The sequence below is a fragment of the Halobellus ordinarius genome (assembly GCF_031823395.1).
In the GTDB taxonomy this organism is placed as follows: Archaea; Halobacteriota; Halobacteria; order Halobacteriales; family Haloferacaceae; genus Haloquadratum; species Haloquadratum ordinarius.
In genome coordinates this window covers 1-20,716 of sequence record NZ_JAVQKJ010000008.1, presented here as the reverse complement: position 1 = coordinate 20,716, position 20,716 = coordinate 1, and the positions used below count along the sequence as shown (strand labels likewise).

At 52.9% G+C, this 20,716-nt stretch carries 10 protein-coding genes; 5 read left to right on the top strand and 5 right to left on the bottom strand.

Annotation, left to right across the window (positions count from 1 at the left end):
* Nucleotides 1-97 precede the first annotated feature (97 nt).
* Genes RJT48_RS12655 through RJT48_RS12645 form a run of 3 tightly spaced genes read right to left on the bottom strand, consistent with a single transcriptional unit; the run spans nucleotide 98 to nucleotide 6,896 of the window.
* The gene (locus RJT48_RS12655) at nucleotides 98-2,971 is read right to left on the bottom strand and encodes a DUF1156 domain-containing protein (RefSeq protein ID WP_311172663.1); all 2,874 of its coding nucleotides are present in this window, start codon (nucleotides 2,969-2,971) and stop codon (nucleotides 98-100) included.
* Nucleotides 2,972-2,973: 2 nt separating this feature from the next.
* Nucleotides 2,974-3,576 (bottom strand): DUF7680 family protein, encoded by a 603-nt coding sequence (locus RJT48_RS12650; protein ID WP_311172661.1) that lies wholly within the window; start codon nucleotides 3,574-3,576, stop codon nucleotides 2,974-2,976.
* Nucleotides 3,573-6,896 carry an ATP-binding protein gene (locus tag RJT48_RS12645; RefSeq protein WP_311172660.1) on the bottom strand — a complete coding sequence of 1,108 codons (3,324 nt, stop codon included), beginning with the start codon at nucleotides 6,894-6,896 and terminating at the stop codon, nucleotides 3,573-3,575. Before RJT48_RS12645 ends, RJT48_RS12650 begins: the two co-directional genes overlap by 4 nt.
* A gap of 152 nt (nucleotides 6,897-7,048) precedes the next feature.
* Here RJT48_RS12645 and RJT48_RS12640 point away from each other — a divergent pair, with 152 nt between their 5' ends.
* The 4 genes from RJT48_RS12640 to RJT48_RS12625 all read left to right on the top strand — a co-directional run bounded on the left by RJT48_RS12640 (nucleotide 7,049) and on the right by RJT48_RS12625 (nucleotide 16,314).
* Nucleotides 7,049-10,399: a PD-(D/E)XK nuclease family protein gene (locus tag RJT48_RS12640; protein WP_311172659.1), complete on the top strand. Its 3,351-nt coding sequence runs from the start codon at nucleotides 7,049-7,051 to the stop codon at nucleotides 10,397-10,399.
* Between the two features lie 2 nt (nucleotides 10,400-10,401).
* Nucleotides 10,402-14,142 carry a UvrD-helicase domain-containing protein gene (locus RJT48_RS12635; protein ID WP_311172657.1) on the top strand — a complete coding sequence of 1,247 codons (3,741 nt, stop codon included), beginning with the start codon at nucleotides 10,402-10,404 and terminating at the stop codon, nucleotides 14,140-14,142.
* Between the two features lie 186 nt (nucleotides 14,143-14,328).
* A complete protein-coding gene (locus RJT48_RS12630; RefSeq protein WP_311172656.1) occupies nucleotides 14,329-14,898 on the top strand; it encodes a hypothetical protein in 570 nt (189 codons plus the stop codon).
* Nucleotides 14,899-15,399: 501 nt separating this feature from the next.
* Nucleotides 15,400-16,314: an ATP-binding protein gene (locus tag RJT48_RS12625; RefSeq protein WP_311172655.1), complete on the top strand. Its 915-nt coding sequence runs from the start codon at nucleotides 15,400-15,402 to the stop codon at nucleotides 16,312-16,314.
* 19 nt (nucleotides 16,315-16,333) lie between these two features.
* Here the strand turns inward: RJT48_RS12625 and RJT48_RS12620 are convergent, their stop codons facing one another.
* Nucleotides 16,334-18,082, bottom strand: coding sequence for a PAS domain-containing protein (locus tag RJT48_RS12620; RefSeq protein WP_311172654.1), 1,749 nt, complete (start codon nucleotides 18,080-18,082; stop codon nucleotides 16,334-16,336).
* Nucleotides 18,083-18,496: 414 nt separating this feature from the next.
* Complete coding sequence (locus tag RJT48_RS12615) at nucleotides 18,497-19,306, bottom strand: hypothetical protein (RefSeq protein WP_311172651.1); 810 nt, start codon at nucleotides 19,304-19,306, stop codon at nucleotides 18,497-18,499.
* 214 nt (nucleotides 19,307-19,520) lie between these two features.
* On the opposite strand from RJT48_RS12615, the gene RJT48_RS12610 reads away from it, so the two are divergent.
* Entirely contained in the window at nucleotides 19,521-20,204 is a 684-nt protein-coding gene (locus tag RJT48_RS12610; RefSeq protein WP_311172650.1) for a hypothetical protein, read from the top strand.
* Nucleotides 20,205-20,716: the final 512 nt, after the last annotated feature.

The following is a 20,716-nucleotide window of genomic DNA, read 5'->3' as shown; positions in this document are numbered from 1 at the left end:
GGGACAAATAGCGTTTGAGATTGAAACCTCAATGGGTATTACTGAAGACGTATCGCATTCGGGGCGCAAAAAAACTCCGCAATGAAGAGTTACTGGACTAAAAGTCGTCTAGATCACCTTGATACCCGTCCTCGTCTTCTTCGTCGCGGAATATATCTGCATCAAGTTCGAGATCTAGTAGCTCTCCGGTTTCTCCAGCAGCGAGATCCCGAGCGAGTTTCCAATCATCATAGTCGTGAGGAAGCACACGAAGGAGAGCCTCAAGCGTTGCTTTGAATGAAGGATCGGAACCGCAATTACGGTCATTTAGCCAGTTCCACGCTTCAGTCGACCCTTTGGCGTCGAGTATATGCATCGCAGCATGGACCTTATCAAGGGACGTGGCAAATGACAATGAGTCCGGATTGACGGGTTTCCGTCCAGAGCGGTTATCTGAATCCTTGTTCACATCCTGGACTCTATCCTCATGCGGCCGAAGAAGTACGTCACCACTTCTTTTCCGCCACATCCGATGAGGTTTCTTGAGAGAGTCAAGATCTTCACCGATACCAATAGCAAGGCGGCGTGCTTCGTCGTAAGGGAATCTTTGTGCTTCAAAAACTAGCCATGAAAGGATATACCACTCCGTTTTTGGATCCACTTCGCGGACGCCCTCATTCAGATATTTATCTATGAAATAGTCTCTAACTGCGATCCGTGCTTGATCCAGTGCAGTCTGAGGAGTTACTTCTTCCCCCTCATCGTCCACAACGGGGTAGTTCTTTGTGAAGACTTCGAGTGTAGGACCGAAAGAAGCCAAGATTACGTCCACCTTCGCAAAGTCCACCTCACTTTCGTCTAGGTCACGGGCCTTATCTCGTGCAACCTTTTGAGTCTCTCTTTGTATGTCACTCCACAGGGTGTAGTCCTCTGTCTCACTATCTCGTTTTTCACTCGCAAGAAGTATAGTACTCTCAGCCGCGTTCTTTCCTGCTTGATGTAGACTATTTGGATTTTCAGTGCTGATGGGATGAGTCGCTGTAACTACGAAGCCTGATTCAATTAGTGCAGTTGTAAGAGTATCCCACGCTTCTGTTTTTTTATGGGTGAACATAAGAGTAAATATGCCATCATTAGTGAGAACACGATTTATATCCGCAAATATATCAGACATCTTATTCTCATAATCATCTTTTGCTAAGTCGTCTTTCGACTGGCTTTCGCCTGTTATCCCCGAAAACTTTGACGGGTTTGCAACCGCTTCATCGTCCTTTTCTGTCAGTTGACCAGTGAAGAAGTCCGGGTAAATATCTCCCAAATATTGGTCTAGCCATACATAAAAGAAGTCGGATAACTCGGCGTACATTACGTTATCATAGTAGGGGGGATCAAGAACTACGGCTTCTACACTTTCGTCATCGAGTTGTAGATCTGCAGCGTCTCCCTGATATACCTGTGTGGGTGCATTACTATGTCCAGACAGTTCACGAAGTTCTTCATAAACTTCTACAGTGGACTCTAAGACCCAATCATAGCCCAGTCCCTCTACTGTGAGATTACTTTCTGCAAACGACCATGCAAAAGCGAAATCATGTCTACTGAATACGTGCGCAATCTTTGGTACTGAATTATCCCAAAGTGATAGTCGACAGTTATAATCAACCGCTTTGTCAGCAGCAATTGCTAAATATGTGAGAATTGCTTCCGCTTCTTTTTGGGTGTATTCCGACCTAATTTCTTCCTTAGCTTTTTCAAATGCTTGCCAATAGGTGTAGTGAACTAACAGCTGGCGGGAAGAGTAAAGATCTCTCCAATTCTCTATTCCGAACGGCTTCAGACGTTTGGTTTCCTTCCCATCTGGGATTTCTGTCGTCAGTAGAGTGGCCAGTTCGGGATCGCCCTCTACACTTTCTTTCGCAGATTCATTTGCCTCGCGGTCAACCTCTCGTGGGGCACGGAAGATCCGCTCTTCGCCACTCGTCTTCTTTTCGATATGGACAGCGTAGAGTTGTGTCCCCATATCACCCGAGTTTGCTTGCTCCTTAACCTCGTCAGTCTCAATAGTTACCTGACAACGTGGGCATGTTGCTTTTCCATATGACACGGTACCATCTGTGGGGTTGAATTCAGACTTTTCAATATCCCTGGGAAGGTTCACTACGGAAAACTCTACTCTATCAGACTCTTCGTCAATCTGCGGATGAGCAGCGATTCCGCTACTACCAGATTCCTTATGAAGCCACCAGTTGGGAGATAGCGGAACAGTCAAACCACAATCGGGGCAGGTGATTGTATGAGCCCAAATATATTCTAGTGGTTTTTCACTTCCCGTCGATGAAGGGAAATATTCAGAAAGTGCTTCACGTGCCTGGTCGTTTATGTAATTGCCCCACTTTTCAATATCCCCAGACAGGTCTTTCCCGGCACGAGGATGTTGAAGTACTGCTTTAAGTATCACAGAAGCTACTGGATTTAGCTCATTCGCAATAGTGGGAAGTTCATATCGAACACTTTCGAAGGGGATCGAACCCCCACCAGCGGTAGCGTCAAGAACTGTGGGTAATTCTCCACCCCAGGCACTTTTTATAGTATTATGCAGTTCTTTAAATTCCTCTTCGGAAGGGAGATTTTTGTATGCTTTTCTGTACCCGTAATGCTCATAGACGAATCCATCTCGACTATCTACGGTTTTATTTTTATTTCTGACGTGTTCTTCAATAGAAGAACCGGGAGTTAGGTTGGATGGATTCATCCCCATCCATTTAAGTAGAGAATCATTGTCCACCTCGGCCGGAAGAACTGAGGATAAAATTCCAAGCCGGGTTGCTGGGGTAGGGCGCCTAGCCCACCAGACGTGGATATAATTTTGTGGGGGGAGATCTGAGTAATTTTTCCGTTCCCGTTGAGTTTCTATTCCAACCGCTCGAATCGGAAGTTGAGCCTGTATCTTCAGTCGATTCATCTTCTCTTCTGATGTGGGATGTTGTGTCATATTTATGTTCTATTTCCCGTTAACAGCGTTCGGAGTGCTTTCTCCCCACCTGGACAGTTAGGTGACCGACACTTGGCATACCAGTAATAGCACTCCTCTAAACTCATCTTTGATATGCCTCTTGATAACGCACGCATCCGATCAACCCTTCTCAATGGTTTGATGCCGATGAAACCTAGTGAAAGTCTAATTCCAGCCCCTTCATAAAGGAGAACTGCTGAATCACCAGTACTAGTGATTTTTGTGTGATTGTGCTCTGAACCCCTCAGACTCTCATCCACTAGTTGAAGAATACTCCGTAAACGACTCCCCGAAAGCTGCCGCACTTTCACAGCCACCCAATTGTCCCACGTCCAGTCATCAACACCATCGACATTTTCATCGATGATCTCACCGAACGGCATAGTTTTCGAGGCCTGCTGGCGACGACGTTCAAGGCGGCGGCGTCGGGCGTTCGCCTGTTCCGTTGGTAGCAGCTCGTACAGCGTCAACGTCACGTCTTTTCCATCCTCGTCCCGTACAAGGGCGAAGGTTGGACGCCCGCCATAAACGCTACTCCCGAGCGCGAACGAATCAATCTGTTCCTGATTGTGTTGGATACTCATTCTTTATTCTCTTCAACGTCGCTCGGACCTTTCGCCTGCGTACGGACCGTGATGTTTGTACCATCCAAGTCATCACTGAGGTCGGCCAAGATGTCGTCTTCCTCGTCCGTGATGGATTCGGCTTTGTCTACCTGCCACTTAAACTTGAGTTCAATACGTTTTTGCCCACCGGCACGGTCACTGAATCCTTCTGGGGTCTGGTTGAGCGTAGTAAACGCCTCTAACGGCCCAGTGAAATTCGCACTAAAGTTCGCGTTGCCTTCACCAATACTGGCGCGACTCTTGTACTCCAGATCTACTGTGATGTCCTCACTTCGGGATTTCAGTGGCGAGCGCTTGGCTATGAACGACCCGTGCTTGAACGGCTCATCACCCTCAATCTCCACGATGAGTGACGACACGCCCGGCGTTGAGTCACTTCCGGCCTGCGAGGCCGCGTGACTGCGGATCTCGCTGAAGGCTCGTTTTGCACTCACAGATCCTGTCGATTTGCTCCAGGGCTCCGAACCGGTACTCCGGCACTCCTCGCATGTGATCGGCTCGTCCGATTTGGTCGTACCCTCAATCGTCTTCCCGCACTCACGACACTCGGCTGGTTTCGACCGACACTCCTCACACAGCGAGTGAGGGCTGTTCTTCGGTAATTCCGCACCACACTCGTCACACTCCGTGGCTTTCGGGGGTTCGATCTCATTGCCGTGCTGTTCGAGAAGGGCGTCGATACTCTCGAACAACTCGTATTCGTCACCTATCTTGACCTGCGAATCGGCGATTGATGTCGCCACGTCCGGGGATTCGGGAAGTGGCTGATCGTGGTTCCAGTTCGTTGCCTGCGTTTGTGCGTTCCAGTAAGCGGTTCCTGTTTCGCTGTCCCAGTACGCGTATCCGTGATCGGAGACCATTCGAGCAATGGTCTTTCGCAGCGGCTTCGTACTTAAGAGGAAGGGCAGCCCCGGTTTCCTGGCGAATTGCGCTTCGAGTGCTCCTGTCGTCATCCGCTTCTTCTGACTCTGCCAGAGCTTCTGCTCGAACCAGACCTTTCCCTTCGGTGGATCATCATCTCTGATGATGCGGTTCATATCTTCCATTGTCGCCCGGACCGCATCCACCAGCTTCGTCCCGCCGCCGGCGTCCACCGATGTGATGGTTACGTGGGTGAGACCGTCGTCACCGACATAGTACAGGTGTCTATACACGTTTCGAACGCTCTCCCCGAGCAACCCACGCGCTTCGTCCTCGCGTTCGCGGAGTTCCTGGAGCTGTTCGTCGGAGAGGTCTGCTGTCTGCTGGGAGTCGTCCCGCAGATCCTCGATTGCTTCCAGCCGAGTCGCTTGGTCGACCGCGTTATCCAACAGTTCCGAGTCGGGAGCCAGGAACAGGACGTAGTTCTTATACGATCGGTTCTGAACCTTGCCGCCATGTTTTGCGGCTGTCTTCTCGTACAGCTCTTGGATTTTGTCTGGAACTGGAGTTTCTTGTCCACGCTGCGCTTTGACAGGAGCAGTCAGCATATGCATCACACAGAGCGTGGGGCGCGACGAAGTGTCAGGAACGTCAGCGGGATTTTCGGGGGACATCTCGATGTTGAACCCACCAGTTCCGACCTCGCGCTCCAGCCGTGCTTCAAACCGATTTCGGCCCTTTTCCTCGGCCGTGTTCTGAATCCGCTGGTCTATGATCCGAATCAGGTTCGGCTCGGCCTTGAACCGGATCTGGTCCTCATCGTAGAGGTAGTAGCAGGCGACATTCATATCGTCTCCTGCGAGGTTTTTCAGGGCGTTGTCGTAGTGGTCGAAGGAAATGTCAGGATGGCCGACTGCCTCGTTCAGCGCGCTTCGTGCGATTCCTGAGGCCTGTTCGCCGAACGCGAGGCTGTTCCAGAGTACTGTCGTCGTGATATGTGACCCAATAGGTGGGATTCCCTTCTCAGTCCACTTCTCATCTTCAAGCTGGGCGTGAGCGGTCTCGTCGCGGTTATAGATGTCTGCGGTAACGGCAGCGCTCAGATCAACGAATTCGAATAACGATTCATTCAGCGTCGCTCGGATGCTCCCGTCGGGTGCGTCGTCCGCAGGCGTCAGATCGTAGAGCCGAACGAGATGTCGGTCATACTCCGTGGGTTGGTGATTCCAGAGGTAGTGAATCGCCCGTCCGAGGAGCTTTAACGCCCCACGCGTGCGCTGAAAGTCTGGAATCGTGTCGATCTTCTCGGTCAGCGTTTCGATGACACTCGGGTGGAAGGGATATTCACGTTCAAGTTTCGTCCGATAGCTGTCCTCGTGGACTTCTTGCGGGAATTGACGCGGTGCTTGGTCGTAGAAGTGGAAGTACCGTTCTGCGACATCATTCCCCACATCGAAATCAATCTCGTCGAAGAGACGATGCTGAAGAACGGCACCGACTTCAGTTTCACCCGTTGGAGTGAGGATCTTCTGCTGGCGCTTTACGACTTGGTCGAGTTCATCGACGAGTCCACGAACCTCTTCGGCTTCGTCAGTGAATGCTGAATCGGCGACGCTGTAAATGACGGTCAGAGAGTCGTCCTGTGCCGCCGTCGTCAGCAACTTCTTCATAAACGACACAGTGTGACTCGCAAGCGTCGCGTCTTCGAGCGTTGTTGACGAGGTATCTTCGAGATACTCTGCAATCTCGTCGATAAGAACGACAGAGGGCTGATCACTGAGATCGAGCAGATCCTTGAGAGTGTTCGTGCCCGGAACATCCCGGTCCCGATCGTAGCTCTCGATTTGACGGTAGCCTTCCAGCCCGAACAACTGGTAGGCAATTTCCCCCCACATCGTGTTCGTATCTGGGGCTTCGGGATCGGATCGACTGCTTCGTGCACTCTGCGCGTCGACGTGCCCGCCGACGAAGACCGCCGTATTTGCATCGAGACCCTCGTCAACCGCATCAAGGTAATCAGAAGCGAGTTGGTCTTTATCGACGAATTTGGAGAGGTTACCGATCTCCGATGGATTCGTAGCGAGATGATACGATGCGATCAGCTGGTGGGTCTTCCCACCGCCAAACGTTGTATCGAGACAGAGAATGCTACTCTTGTATCCGTGCGAATCTCGACCATTAGCTCTCAGGAACCGTCCGGAGAGGTTACTCAAGAGGGTCGTGAGGCCCTCAGTTGGATACGTGGTATCAAAGAATTCACCCGTGTTCCGATACACTGACGCCGCCTCGTCAGATTCGTGTGCGACGGTTGCTAAGTCAGCCGCAAACTGCTCTTCTTCCAACGTCCCGTCGATAACGTCGGATCGAGGTTGACAGGCCTCGAAGAGCGGCGTTATTTCTCCCCTTTGTTTACTCATATTCCTCAAGTGGCAGGCACGCCAACATAAAACTTCCATCCGAATTCGACAGATAGCCTCTGATGGGAATCCTAATCAGATTCACTGCGATAACATTCAGATGGCTAAATTTCTGCCAAACTTTCTTGTCCGTCTTGAGTCACTACCGGAGTATGTCTTCTACACAGGTCTTTACCGGTCCTACATTCTCGCTTTTGGAGCACAAGGCGTTCAGAACACTTTCGACGACGGTGGGCGATCATCCCGAAAGCATTCTCTACATCGGTCAACAGGAACATCCGAAAGAGATAACGAAAGATCGTTGGAAGGGCCACGGCCATTCTGCGAGTCTCAGCATCCGTACCTTCGACGATGTTGTTTCGGAATGTTATGAACGAAATCAGTACAAGGGAAGGGTAACCTACATCGATAGACCTCTTCTTTTCCGGCTTGTGGAACTCGGAGTTGAAGAGATAGACTCCCCAGCAAACCCGTTTTATGTTGGCGACCGGTTCCCTCGTGCAGGACTCGTTGATGCGGCCGAGAATCTCTATACTGAACTCGAATTTGCTGGCCTACTGTCCTCAGAAGCGATGCGCGAGCGACTCCTCGAAGAGGGACTAACAGACCGGGCTCACCACGCCGCAGAACTGGCTGAAGGAATCGAGACAGTTCGGCAGGAAATCTTGGCTGACGAGCTTCCTGACACGTACCGGACAGAGCGGATGCATCACGTCATCACGATGGAGACGCCGCTTGACCAACTACTACCTGCTGTGGATGCAGTCGTTCTTGGTGGATTCACGCAGTTCGATGCGCTTGAACGCGACTTCTTGGAACGAATTAGCAATACGTGGCCCACAGTCGCAATACTGCCGACGCAGGCCGATTCGGATACTGTCTCCGGGATCGATCAAGGTGCCGCTCGGGCGCTCGAAACGTATCTCGAACTCGGGTTCTCACGAGAGCACTATGAACCGGACTCAACGCCATCAGTAGACGCCCGACGACGTGTTACGGCTAATCTCTATCGGCATCCTGAGAATGCTCCCTCGACTGATGACATCGATCCGGCAGCGCTGGGGCTCTCTTACGTTGAATCAGAAACGGTTTCGGACGAAATCCGGCTCGTAGCGAGGCAGATCCGTAGCCAACTCGCTGACGGCGTTGATCCGAGCACTATCGGCGTTGTACCGACGAGCCCAAGCGAGTATGCCGACCAGATTCGGGAGTCATTCGATGTGTATGAGCTCCCGTACACGATACAGACAGAAGTCCCGCTTACAGAGACTGCACTGGGAGAGGTCGTCGAATCGATCTGTACGCTTGCCAGTAAGCCGCGATCGATAGATACGGTTCTCGCGCTACTCACGAATCCTCTTGTCTCAGTGTCGGATCAAGGAGAACCGATTGATCATCAGGAACTCACCCGCGTTGCCGCTCGTGTTGAGACGACTGGGCTCGATAGAGTTCTCGAACACGTTGACGAAACTGTCGCTGCGACTATTGAGTCGATCGTCCAGGACGCAGAGGCGCTGTCAACGGTAGAGCTTGAATCACTCCCCGGTCACGTGGATGCACTTCTCGAACGACTTGGAGTGTTGGCGACCCTGGAGAGCGATGCCGTATCGTCCGAATTCCGGGCCCGAGAATCAAGTGCCCAGAATCGGCTCGACCGCGTGCTTGAGACACTGGTGCTTTCGGCACCCGTAGCGGATCCCGACATCGGAGATCCCACCGAGCGGCTCGAACGGGCTCTTGCGGGGGTGTCGATTCGAGGGAGTGGTCGTCCCGATGATGAGAGTGTCACCGTCTGCGGGTTGGGCGAAGCGTTCCTACACGAGTTTGATCACGTCTATATGCTCGGTATGACTGCTTCGCATTTCCCGTCGGATATAGAACAACTTTCGTTCGCTCAGCCGATTTATGAGGCCCATCCCGACTTCGAGCAGAAGGATGCCGGGAAGGAAGCTCGCTACCAGTTCGGTGCAATCGCCGTAAATGAGTCATCGCTCCAGTTATCGGCACCACAGCGTAGCCAAAACGGTGACCCGTACGTTGAGGCTGACGTGATGACTGAACTCCGTCGGCTCATCGATCTCGACGAGATAACAATCGACGGAGATCACGCTGCAGCGGGAAGTCAGGAAGACGTTCAACGGGCCATCGGAAAGGTCTGGGGCTCGGCATCAGACGCCCAACAAGAGGCGCTCATCGACGAGGCAGCCGACGCAGGAACGTTCGGCCCCAACCAACATACCCGCATCAGAAATGGCGTAGAGTGCTCCTCAGCGCGAGCAGACGCGACACTATCGCCCTACGACGGGAAACTCTCCCCAGAAACGGTCGCTCAGGTTCACGCAGCGACCGAGCGCAAACCCTACAGTCCCAGTCGACTCGAAACCTACGCTGCGTGTGGATTCAAGTACTATATGCGACGAGTACTCGGGATCAAAGCTCCGGATCCGCTAACGCGAGAGCCAGATCCTGGCGTTCGTGGCTCCTATATCCACGACACGCTCGAACACTACTATCTCTCCCTGCAGTCGAAGTCGGGAGAGCCCGTCAATCCTGGTGGCGATTTCGATGAGCGCCAAGACCAACTCCTTGAGATCGCTCTCACTCGACTCGATAACGCGTTCGCTGACTATCCAGAAACTGCGTTTCACGAGCAGTGGCTCACGTCAGTCCTCGCTGGACTTGGAACGCCAGAGGAGAACAGATACTACGGACCCAAAGGAGAAACAGACGCAGGGAAGCCAGTCGCCCGAGGGCTGTTCTATCGATTCCTCAAACACGAGTTTGACGAGCCTGCGAAAACGACTGGCCGCCCGACGTGGTTCGAGGCACGGGTCGGCCAGCCATACGATGCCGGGACGCCAATTTCAGACGATCCGGCAATTATAGAGACGCAATATGGATCAGTCCCAGTTCACGGACTGATTGACCGTGTTGATACCGTTCCCGGAACTAGCCCTCTCCAGGCAGTTGTCCGTGACTACAAGACTGGAACATCGATCCCCGGTGAAAGCGAGGCGCTACTCGGTCTGAACTTCCAACTGCCACTCTATGCCTTGATGGCCGAAGACGCCCTTGATGGGATTGAGACCGTCGGCGCAGCCTACTATCAGGTCTCCCCGCCAACGTCCGTGAATTCTCGAAGCGGCCAGATCACGTCACAGGAGATGGCTACTTGGCAGGGAAGCGACGAAGTGGAGACGCCGTTGCTACGTCATTCGTATCCACACTTTGAAACGCACGAAGCGTTCCGAACCTTCGTCGAAGAAACGACTACGAAAAGACTCGGTGAACTTGCAGCCGGAATCGAAGAAGGCCGCTTCCAACCAACGGTACTCGATCCGTCAGATGCCGGATGTCGGTACTGTGACTATGCCCACGTTTGCGATGTGCGGTCGCATCAGCGGCAGGAGACGATCCAGCACATCGATAACGATGGAATCTCGGCGTATGTTCCCCCGATGGCCCGTGATGTCGATGCTGAAGATGTCGTGGGGGTGGAGTAACGATGGTTTCGTACGACGATCTGACCGACGAACAGCAGCGAGCTGTCGATGCGCTTAATCGAAACGTGACGCTCACCGCAGGAGCAGGTACTGGGAAAACTACGACACTGACGGCCCGATACCTGCGGATGATTGAGAAGTCGTTAGAAGCAGCGACTGACGGGGGAGAAGGGAGCGAGGTGTTGCTCCCGGAGAATATCCTCACGACCACGTTCACGGAGCGAGCAGCAAACGAGCTTGAAGATAATGTCCGTAGTGAGATCACCGACCGGATTGCATCACTTGATGCGGACGAGTTCGAAGCCTGGCGAACGGTCGCTGATGAACTCGAACACGGATATATTCACACGCTGCACGGGTTCTGCGCCCGACTCCTAAGAGAACACGCGCTGAGTGTCGACAGTCTCGACCCTGGCTTCGATACCCTCGACGAGAACGAGACAACTGCACTGATTCACGATACTGTTGGCACTGTCCTCGAAGAACGCGAGAATCACGACGCGGTCCGAACGCTCGCGCGTCGATTTTCCCGTAATCAACTGCAGGACGTACTAACCGACCTCGTAAATGAGCGCCCGGAGAGCATCGAATGGGCCGAACGGTGGGCCGACGCGACCGAGGAAGAATACATCTCGTTCGTTGAGTCCGAACTCCATCCTATTGACCCGGACGAGGCAGCCGAAAGACTCGCCCATCCAGAGTTCACCGAGGCTCTCGCAACGCTTCGAGAGATGGTGGAGAATCCCCCGGACATCTCGACAGAGGGAACAGCCTGGAAGCAAGTTGTGGCGATCTTCGAGATTGTCAGTGACGACTTCGACGACGGCGTACCAACTCGCTCAAAACAGACGACAATCTCGAAGCTTAGTATTCATCTCACGAAAGGGGGCGGCGAACGCTACGCAGACTATACTGGAGCGAAGACACATTGGGGAGATAGTCCGTGGAAAGACGAGTTCGATGCAGCAATAGAGCAGCTTGTCGAGACACTCCAACCGGAAGATTACGCAGTCAGCGTCGATCCGGAGCTAGAGGCGAATAGCTTCCCACTAGTTCAAGCATTAGCACAGTTGACGCTCCTCGCTATAAACGAATACGAAGATCGAAAGCGTAGACAGAATGCCGTCGATTTCTCCGATCTCATCACGTATGCTGTTGAGTTCCTTGACGACGAGAGTAATGAGCACGTCCGGAAAGAACTTCGTGAGCAGTTTGAATACGTTATGCTGGACGAATTCCAGGATACAGACCCTCGTCAGTGGGATCTCATCAAACTCCTAACGGCAACTGAAACGGAGACGTTCGACGCACGGAATGTCTTCGTGGTCGGTGACGTTAAACAGAGCATCTACCGGTTCAGGAATGCCGACGTAACGCAGTTCCAGGAGATCGCAAAAACGCTCGAACAAACCATCTACGAGGAAACAGCACCGGATAGCGATCAAGGAGATGATCAGCTTACCACGAATTTCCGGACACTCCCCACAGTGCTGGAGACAATTAACGAGCTGTTCCAGGCTGTCCTCGACGAAGACGGAGAGCCGTACGAAGCAGAGCCACAGCGATTGACCGCAGCGCGAGAGGATCCAGCAGACATAGGGAGTGCCGAATATCTCCTCGTACCCACTGACGCAGAGCTTCGAGACGCCCGGTTCGGCCACTATGAGGACTTCGCTGATGCTGAACCCGAGAGCGATGTCGAATTGGAAGCGATGGCCCTTGCGGCGCGCCTCTCACAGGTGCTTGCTGAGCCATACCAGGTCTATCCCGAGGGCTCCGAGTCTGACGAAGAGACGCCTGAACCACGTGATATTGAACCGAATGATATTGCAATCCTCATCCGCAGTCGAACCCATCTCAAGGCCTACGAGAGAGCGCTGGACGAAGCGAAAGTCCCGTATTCTGTCGCGTCCGGAATCGGTTTTTACGAGACGACCGAGATCACCGCGTTGCTGAACCTGTTCCGAGCACTGGCCGATCCGCAGGATGAGCGCGCTCTCTACGCAGTACTTCGATCACCACTATTCGGATTCACCGACGATACCCTCGCACAGCTCAAGATCCACGACGAAACACTATGGGACGCCCTTGCGACGACAGATGCAGAGGAGTTGACTGCAGCCAACGAATTGCTCTGTAAGTGGCGTCGTCGTGCTGGCCTCGGTGATGATGGAACCGTCGGCTTCGACGGATCGTGGGCTGCGTTCCTCACTGAAATCCTCGAAGACACGGGGTATCTGGTAAATGTGAGTGCCGGCGATCGCTCTCAGCAAGCGATGGCAAACGTCGAGAAGTTCCGGGAGCAACTGCGCGGATGGAGCGACGATGGTGTTCGCAGCCTCACCACGCTCGTGAACCGGATCGAACGCCGGGTAGAACTCGGTGGACGCGAGAGTGAGGCAGAAACGACCGATGAGGGAGTACAGATTCTGACGATTCACGACTCGAAGGGAATGGAGTTCCCGTTCGTGGTTGTCCCCGAACTCAGCCGTGGATTCAAAGACGATGCTTCGCTCGGTGGCGGGAAAGTCGAATTCGAACGTGTGGGCGACGAACACGCGGTCGGGATGAAAGCCCCGAGCCCTGACGATCCGTTCGAAATGAAAGATACAATTGCCCGTGAAACAGTTCGAGAACGTCGTCGCCAAGAAGAGCGAGCCGAGGAAAAGAGAGTGCTCTATGTGGCTTGCACCCGGGCTCGTGATCACCTACTACTGTGCGGACATCACGAACTCGCCGATGACGCTGAAGAACTGTCGCTTGCTGCGATCGCTGACGCTGATCCGGAGTCGGCATCAAGTTGGCGAGATTGGGTACAGCCGGCTCTTCTCCCCGACGAAGTATGCAGCAAATTAGATTCGGAAATCACCAGCATCCGGTCATACGGTAAGGGTTCGTACCGGGTTTCGTTGCCGACTCCCCGAGTCGAGCTTGAACCGGATTCGAGGGGCGTGGATCCAACAATGGAGCTGTCACCGGATCCACCGGAACGTGACATCACATTCCGCTTGTCAGCGACTGATCTAGCTGCACTACTCGGCGGATATGGGGAGTTGGAAGTTGATGAGGAGACTCGAACGGCCTTCGTCGAAAAGGCGGAAGATAGCCCAGACGATCGTCACGGAGAGGATGATTTGGCAGGGCAGGACAGTGAGAGCGACCCCGATCACGAGCAGGAGTCAACGACAGGCGAGGCAGGAATCGATCCGAGGGTGTTCGGAGAGATGGTGCACCGGATTTGTGAGCTACGCCCCCCGGAATCACGTTGGCCGAATCTTATGGAGCAGACACTGGTTGATGAGGACGCCACTGTCGAACTCACGGATGAGTTGCAGCGCCGCGTAAGTGAACACGCGGAACGAGGAATCGAATACGTTGACCAACAGGCCGCGGAAGTTGAAGTTGAACACCAGTATGACGAGCTGTACGTCACTGGGGAGTTCGATCGCGGCGAGATTGCCGGCTATATTGATCATCTCCTCGTGAGCGACGATGCATACCACATCATCGACTACAAGACGGGAGCTGTGACGCCAGAGGAGATCGAGGATGATGCGGAGTACTACGAGAACCAGATGAAGGCCTACGCTGTTGCCCTGCATCAACAGCAAACTGAGCGACCAGTCCGCGTCTCTCTCGTTTTCACCGATATTGACGAAACCTGGGAGATTGAGTGGAGTACGAATGAAATTGAGTCTATGTCGGAGAATCTGGAATCTGATTTACTGACTCGTATTCCCTGAACCCCCCTGTTTCCCCTGGAAACCACCGAAATTTGGCGTTCTAATACAGAGTTCTGGATAGAAATACAAGCCTACTTTTTACTGGGTAGCATACAATCGGGTGCAGACATCAACCCGGTTTCGCCTCGCAGAAAGGCCGCGTGGATGAGACGCGACCGGGGGTGTCCACCTAGAAGTGAAGCACCCATGACACAGAAGCACCTGTCCCGAGAAAAATCTCTCGGACTGACTCCCGCAGAGGTACCGCTCGAAGCACTCCCCGTCGTCGAACTGACGAAAGAAGACATTCAGCAGGCGTTGAGCCTTGCGGAGAAGCGCAACGGCTCAGCGGTCGATGAGGGTACTGTGTTTGGTAACCGTGATGCCCTCACCAGCCATCAGATCGGCCTTCTCGGCGAACTCGCCGTTGCAAAGCTGTACGGGATTGGCATAGACACAGGCACCTACAGCGGGGGCGATGATGGAAAAGACCATTCGCTCTTCGAGATGGATATTGATGTCAAAGCGACCGCGACTCGAAAGGTTCGTCGCCCGGATCTGTTAGTGTGTACTGATAAGCCGCTTAAGGCAGATCTATACATCCGCGCTCACGTGATCAGTTGGACTTCATCGAGCGCTCGTGTCCGGCTCATCGGCTGTGCACCGAAAGAGAGAGTCGAAAAACAGACCCCAAGCTCCGATTATTGGGATACGGAGAATTACGTCGTTGAGCCGGCTGAGATGGATTTCCTGCCGCTTCTCCATCCCACAGACTGATAGTACTCGTCAATGAGACCTTCAGTATCTGGGGTTTGCGCCTATGGAAGTAGTGCTATCCTCGCGTATGTGGTCGTCAGGGGCGGATATGCTGTAGTACATTCCCAGCTTTCGAACCCCTACATTGGTGGTATCGTGTGGCCGCTCTCCGTTGGTGGAGCCTTGCTTGCCATTATCGTTGCCGCAATAGTGACATTAGCAGTCCTGTTGGAAATACTGGAGTCGATTGAACCGCCGCAATTGCTAGGTAGGACTACCTACACGCTGGTTGGTGGTGCCGGACTTATTGGATCGAGTGCAGGAACAATTCGTACTGTCATTAGCTGGGGTACTGCAGGTGGATTTGGCCCGAGTTTGGAGTCAGGCGCTGCATTAGTAGTACTCGTCGTCCCTGTCACGTATGCGTCGTATCGACTATGGCGACCAAAAACAGACCCGACCCCTTCGCCAGCGACTTCAGATGAGGATGGGCTTGACCCTCAGTTTGTACGAGACAAAACGATGCAGTGGGCATCGGACGAGCAGAACCGCCACCAGCCTGCACCAGACTCGTCAACTCTGACGATGACCCCAGATGAAGCACGAGCCGAATATCGACAAGAGAGCCAGTCTACCCAGAGTAATCGTATCGACCTGACCGAATTGGAATTCGACTGGACGGTGAGGTCAGGCGTGGATTTCGATGACGTTGGGGGAATGGATGATGAGAAAGCAGAATTAGAAAAAGACGTGATTAAGCCGCTCACGACGCACCGCGAGAAGGCAGTCGAACTCGGGATAACTCCCTCGAACATTATCTTCCACGGGCCGCCTGGAACGGGGAAGACCTTCCTGGCGAAAGCCCTCGCCACGGAACTCGAACTCCCGTTCGTGAAGCTGAGCGGATCCGACGTACAGAGCAAGTGGATCAACGAGTCGTCCCAGAAGGTGCAGACACTCTTCGAGGAAGCACAAGCCGTTGCGGAAGAGGGTGGGGGAGCCGTGGTGTTCCTTGATGAATTAGATTCAGTGCTGAAGAACCGCGGTGCTGGCCGGGCACACGAGGAAGACACGAAAGTTGTCAATGAGTTCCTGAACCGGCTGGAGAACACGGATGAGCACAATATCGTATTCATCGGTGCAACGAACCGCCTGGAGTCTCTGGATGACGCGGGAATTCGATCTGGCAGGATCGACAAGAAGATCCATATCGGGATGCCGGATTGTGACGCCCGCGCTTCAATCCTGCAAGCACAGTTGTCTAACAGACCTTGCCGTCTGACACGGAAACAGATTCGGACGATCGCTAAAAGAACAGACGGAATGACTGCCGCAGACTTGACCAGTCTCGTTGACGAGGCGGCCCGAAACAGCCTGTTCCGCAACGGTGATGCCAAGATCACCGAAGAAGATGTGCACCAGGCGTTAAGTGACTAAGTTCTACGTACCGACGTGTTCAAGTGTCCGAATTCCAGTCCTCAATCCGTCCACCCACGGCAAGCGGCACTCGGAAGGTGAGGATAGTGCCACGTGGCTCGTTCTCGGCGCAGTCCATAGTACCGCCCAGCGCAGTCAGCGTCCAATAGATCAGCCACAGTCCAATGCCTGTTGTATGCGAGAGTGGCGTCTCTTCGCCGGCCATAATCACGTCCCACTGATCGTCCGGCATCCCGGGACCGTTATCCGCAATCTCCACAGATAGTTCCGTTCCATCTGTTGTCTGCGTCACTTGTATCTCTACCCGAGGGTCGTCTCGGTCGTTATGAACAATCGCATTTTCCAACGCTTCATCAATCGCTAACTGAAGCAAGCTTCCGTTCTGGATAACTGTTCCGTCCTCAACATCTATCGAGAGATCAAGTACTGCGTCAGGATGCATCTCCTGCCGCTTTGCAACGAATCCCTCGATCGTATCTACCGAGAGGGAATGTTCTGCATGACGGCGTTGGAACAACTCCCGAATAGCTCTGGTTTCTTCGCTCAGCTTGCCGAGCTTCTCAGCGTGGTCCCGAATCGTTTGGATCGCTGCTTTGTGCTCTTCTTCATCCAACTTGTCTTCCAATAGGTCAGCATAGCCACTGATCGCTGTTACGGAGTTCCGAACATTATGTCTCATCACCCGATCCATCACGTGCAGCACCTGCTCGATGAATTGCGCGTCGGTGATGTCCTCTTCGATGGCGATGAAATTGGTGATAGCTCCATCGGGGGCAGTCACCGGTATGATCTTCTGGGTCGTTTGGTACAACTCACCAGACTTGCGCCGATTGGTGAGTTCCGCTTCCCAAACCTCACCGGCGGTGATCGTCTCCCATAACTCCCGATAGAATTCTTCATCCTGATGCCTGGATTTCAGAAGCCGTGGATTTTGCCCTATAGCCTCGTGGGCCGAATAGCCAGTCGTTCGCTCAAACGCGGAATTGACGTACTCAATCGTTCCCGCGGCGTCCGTAATGAAAACCGATTGCTCGCTTGCGTCAGCCTGCATCTCAAAGAGCGTTTTCTCCCGTTCGTAGAGCTTCCGCTCGGATACGTCCTCTTGGAAGCCAAGAAAATGCGTGACAGTCCCCGTTTCGTCCTCAATAGGTGTGATTGTGAGCCGATTCCAAAACATTGAGCCGTCCTTGCGGTAGTTGCGAATCTCGGTGGTAATAGGCTCTTCAGCGTCGATCGCCCGTCGAATGTCAGCGATGATTCCTTCGTCAGTCTCATCGCCCTGTAGGACTCGGCAGTTTCTTCCAAGAATCTCTTCGCGTTCGTACCCTGTGAGTTCACAGAAGCCGTCGTTGACATAGACGACCTGTTCATCGTTGAGAGTGGCGTCGTCGATAGTAATCCCGATCGGTGAAGCGTCCATCGTCCGTGCGGAAAGACCAGATGGTAGTTGTTCATCTGTCTCAAAAAGCAAGAGTTGAATCTGCTCGCTACCATCCCATTCAACAGGTGTACTTAGCGCGATGAATTCACGGGAATCATCGCTTTCAAGACTCGATTTGAGTGTCAGTCCCATCGCCGATGCGTCTCCGCTATCGATACGTTTGAACTGGTCAATTAGCGGCGCGTGATACGACGATGAGATGTATTCTAAGATTGAGGTTCCAACTATCGAACGGTCTGGCGAGGCTCCAAAGAGAGACAGAGCAGCCTTGTTCACGTAGCTGATGTCTCCGTCAGGGTTGACTACGAACGTCGGTTCGCTTCTCATCCTAGGCATTTCATAGGCGAAGAGTAGTCTGTAATTGCTATCAAACTATGTGTGAAGTATAGTACCCATCACACGGGTTCGGTATAGTCGTACTGTCATTATGCGTCCCAGACTCTGAATCCGTGTCTTTTCCTTCGGCCCTGCGAATCGATCTCCCTCTGTCTGTCCGGGTCGATCACCACTTCGCTTGACTCGACATCCGTCCTTGGAACCGTTCCATCACGCACCCACTTTCTTTTAAATGGGTTCTATCTTTCAAATCTGGACAGTAATGACAACTGTCGCGTGATCACTCCTGTATGTATCTTCTGTCCGCATCGCGTTCATCGAACTACCCCGGGTCGTTCCAGATCTCGCAGTCAGTCACATTGAATTGTACTCCAGTACTGCCTTGTTATCACGCGCCGGTAGCTCCTACTCTCTCGTATGTCTGCTAGTCGGTGATACACTAGAGGACGAATCGTCTGGATGAGTATCCGATTTGGTTTGGGGTGATTCACGATGGATTTCGTCTTGCTTCCACAGAACGGCGAGTACTCCACCCAGATATGTTGCATTAAGGATAGTAAGTGCACCAACAGCAACAGCGATCTCCGAGTTTAGGCTTATCGAGGACACTACAGGGATATTAAGTGAGACGTTGAATGCACCCGATACTAACATAAATATCACCGGTGAAAGAAACGCAATGACGTAGCGAGTTCCCCCGGGCGCGTGCAATAACAACCGAGTACATCGGTAGGGGAGATGGAATACCTCGTACAAGCCGTACAATAAAAAGAGGGCGACTACCAGCGCGAAAATAATTCCGACTACGCCATTAGCTTCTGGGAACAGATCGAACTGCCCCATAATGAATATGCTATTGATGGCGATGAGTGCCCAGGCACTTCTCCCAGTGAACGAGAGTTTGTCGTCAGTACCATCTAAGAATGCTTCCATTTTCTCAGTCGGGTATGGACCGATCAACGTGAATAGCCAGCCAATAAGAATCACTGCAAGCGGAACAGTAACAGGGGGGAACACAATGAGGACCGGACGAACAAGTCCATAAATGAAGTTCCATACAATCGAGAGAATTGTTGTCACAGCCCATAGAATGCCGGCGATCGCCGCGATAATCGCGCCAATAATGACAAGGACAGCGATTCCGTCGCTATCCCCACCACCACCATTGCCACCCGACACCCATTGATATACTGCGTACTTCCCAAGTAGCCCCATTTTACGATTTTTTGACTTGTGTGGTTATCTAAGTATCTTTGGGAGAGTATTGCAGAGATCGATTTCCAGTCAACACTCACCTACTAAGGTGAGCTAGGTCACCTACACTGTAGCTCCGGGCGTAGCTACGACTGACTCTACGCAGTTGAGAATAATGATCTCAGAGCAGGTACCTGGCACAATCTCTATTCCGCTGGCTCCACTGCTGATGTGTATGTCCGACCCACCGTTGAACGTGCCTTATTGGGCGTCAATGTATCGAGTCTATGAGGAAGATAACGAGCAGTACCTACAGGCGTTAGCTGAGCCTGATCTCGTTGAACGAGCGCGTCAACTGTGGAAATGGAAGGACCTGAGCCGCCGGATTCCGTTCACAGATATTGCTCCAGTCATTTCGCAGCTCGATATGGATCGATACGTAGAGCAACGACCGTCAACGGCTGTGCGAAACGTTCGTGATCGGCTTCGGGACGAAGGGATTATTTCGGGGTCTGGACTCGTGACGCCGTCGTTTCTGCTTCATCTTGCGGCGAGCGGGCCGAATGCATCCTCGGCGACATTCCCGATCTATGACCGGCGTGTGTGGAATGCCTACGCGTATCTCTGGGGGATTCGAGAGCGTGGTGAGCGATTGTATCGCGCTGCCAGTCAAAGCCCAAACCAGTACGGTGAATTTTGTCAGGCGTTCCGCGAAAGCTGCCCAGACGGTGATCCACGTCGGTATGAACAGGCACTCTTCATGCTTGGTGGGTTCATTATGGATCTCGGGACAGACGAAAAGCCAACAGCAGTAGAGACAATTGACCGTGTTCTTTCGGAGCAAGAACAGGCTATCGAACAAATGCAGGACCGAACCGGGTATGCGATGGTGGACGTTGGGGCTGTCCGTACTCAGTAAGTTTCGGGGACTGCGCGAACCTTAGGTTCCTTAGGTTCACGAGGAACAGCAGGCGACACAGGTACGATAGGTGTCTGTGTTACGCAAGCCAGATGAGGCAGTATATACGCGCCAGGAATACCCAGTCCGGTAGGCGCTCAGCGTTCCTGTGGAACCAGAGCTGAACAAGGAACGTGCGTTACCTGTACAACTTGGTGGGCTGTGGGACTGTGAATACCTGATGCTTACAGCGTGTCAGAACCAGCAAGCAGACCAAGTACCGCGTCTCGATAGCCGCAAAAGTAAGTGATTGCAGCTGTGAACAGATGAGGATCGAAACCAGTATGAGCCGATGGATGACCGCTGTAGTGGCCTACTAAGATGTTAGCGAGTGAAGTGAAGCTGCTAATACCTTGCCTTGTTGAACGCAAGACAACGACGGGGTAGGGTCGATTGTTTGTAGTCTCACGCCATCAGAGGCAGGTATGTGGAGTCAGAAGATGCAGTAGCCGTCACTCACGGTGGTTGTCGAA

Bases quoted from the DNA above. Each gene is read 5' to 3' on its own strand.
- RJT48_RS12635 (WP_311172657.1), top strand. From the start codon at position 10,402: ATGGTTTCGTACGACGATCTGACCGACGAACAGCAGCGAGCTGTCGAT.
- RJT48_RS12625 (WP_311172655.1), top strand. From the start codon at position 15,400: ATGCAGTGGGCATCGGACGAGCAGAACCGCCACCAGCCTGCACCAGAC.
- RJT48_RS12630 (WP_311172656.1), top strand. From the start codon at position 14,329: ATGACACAGAAGCACCTGTCCCGAGAAAAATCTCTCGGACTGACTCCC.
- RJT48_RS12645 (WP_311172660.1), bottom strand. From the start codon at position 6,896: ATGAGTAAACAAAGGGGAGAAATAACGCCGCTCTTCGAGGCCTGTCAA.
- RJT48_RS12615 (WP_311172651.1), bottom strand. From the start codon at position 19,306: ATGGGGCTACTTGGGAAGTACGCAGTATATCAATGGGTGTCGGGTGGC.
- RJT48_RS12640 (WP_311172659.1), top strand. From the start codon at position 7,049: ATGTCTTCTACACAGGTCTTTACCGGTCCTACATTCTCGCTTTTGGAG.
- RJT48_RS12610 (WP_311172650.1), top strand. From the start codon at position 19,521: ATGTCCGACCCACCGTTGAACGTGCCTTATTGGGCGTCAATGTATCGA.
- RJT48_RS12650 (WP_311172661.1), bottom strand. From the start codon at position 3,576: ATGAGTATCCAACACAATCAGGAACAGATTGATTCGTTCGCGCTCGGG.
- RJT48_RS12655 (WP_311172663.1), bottom strand. From the start codon at position 2,971: ATGACACAACATCCCACATCAGAAGAGAAGATGAATCGACTGAAGATA.
- RJT48_RS12620 (WP_311172654.1), bottom strand. From the start codon at position 18,082: ATGAGAAGCGAACCGACGTTCGTAGTCAACCCTGACGGAGACATCAGC.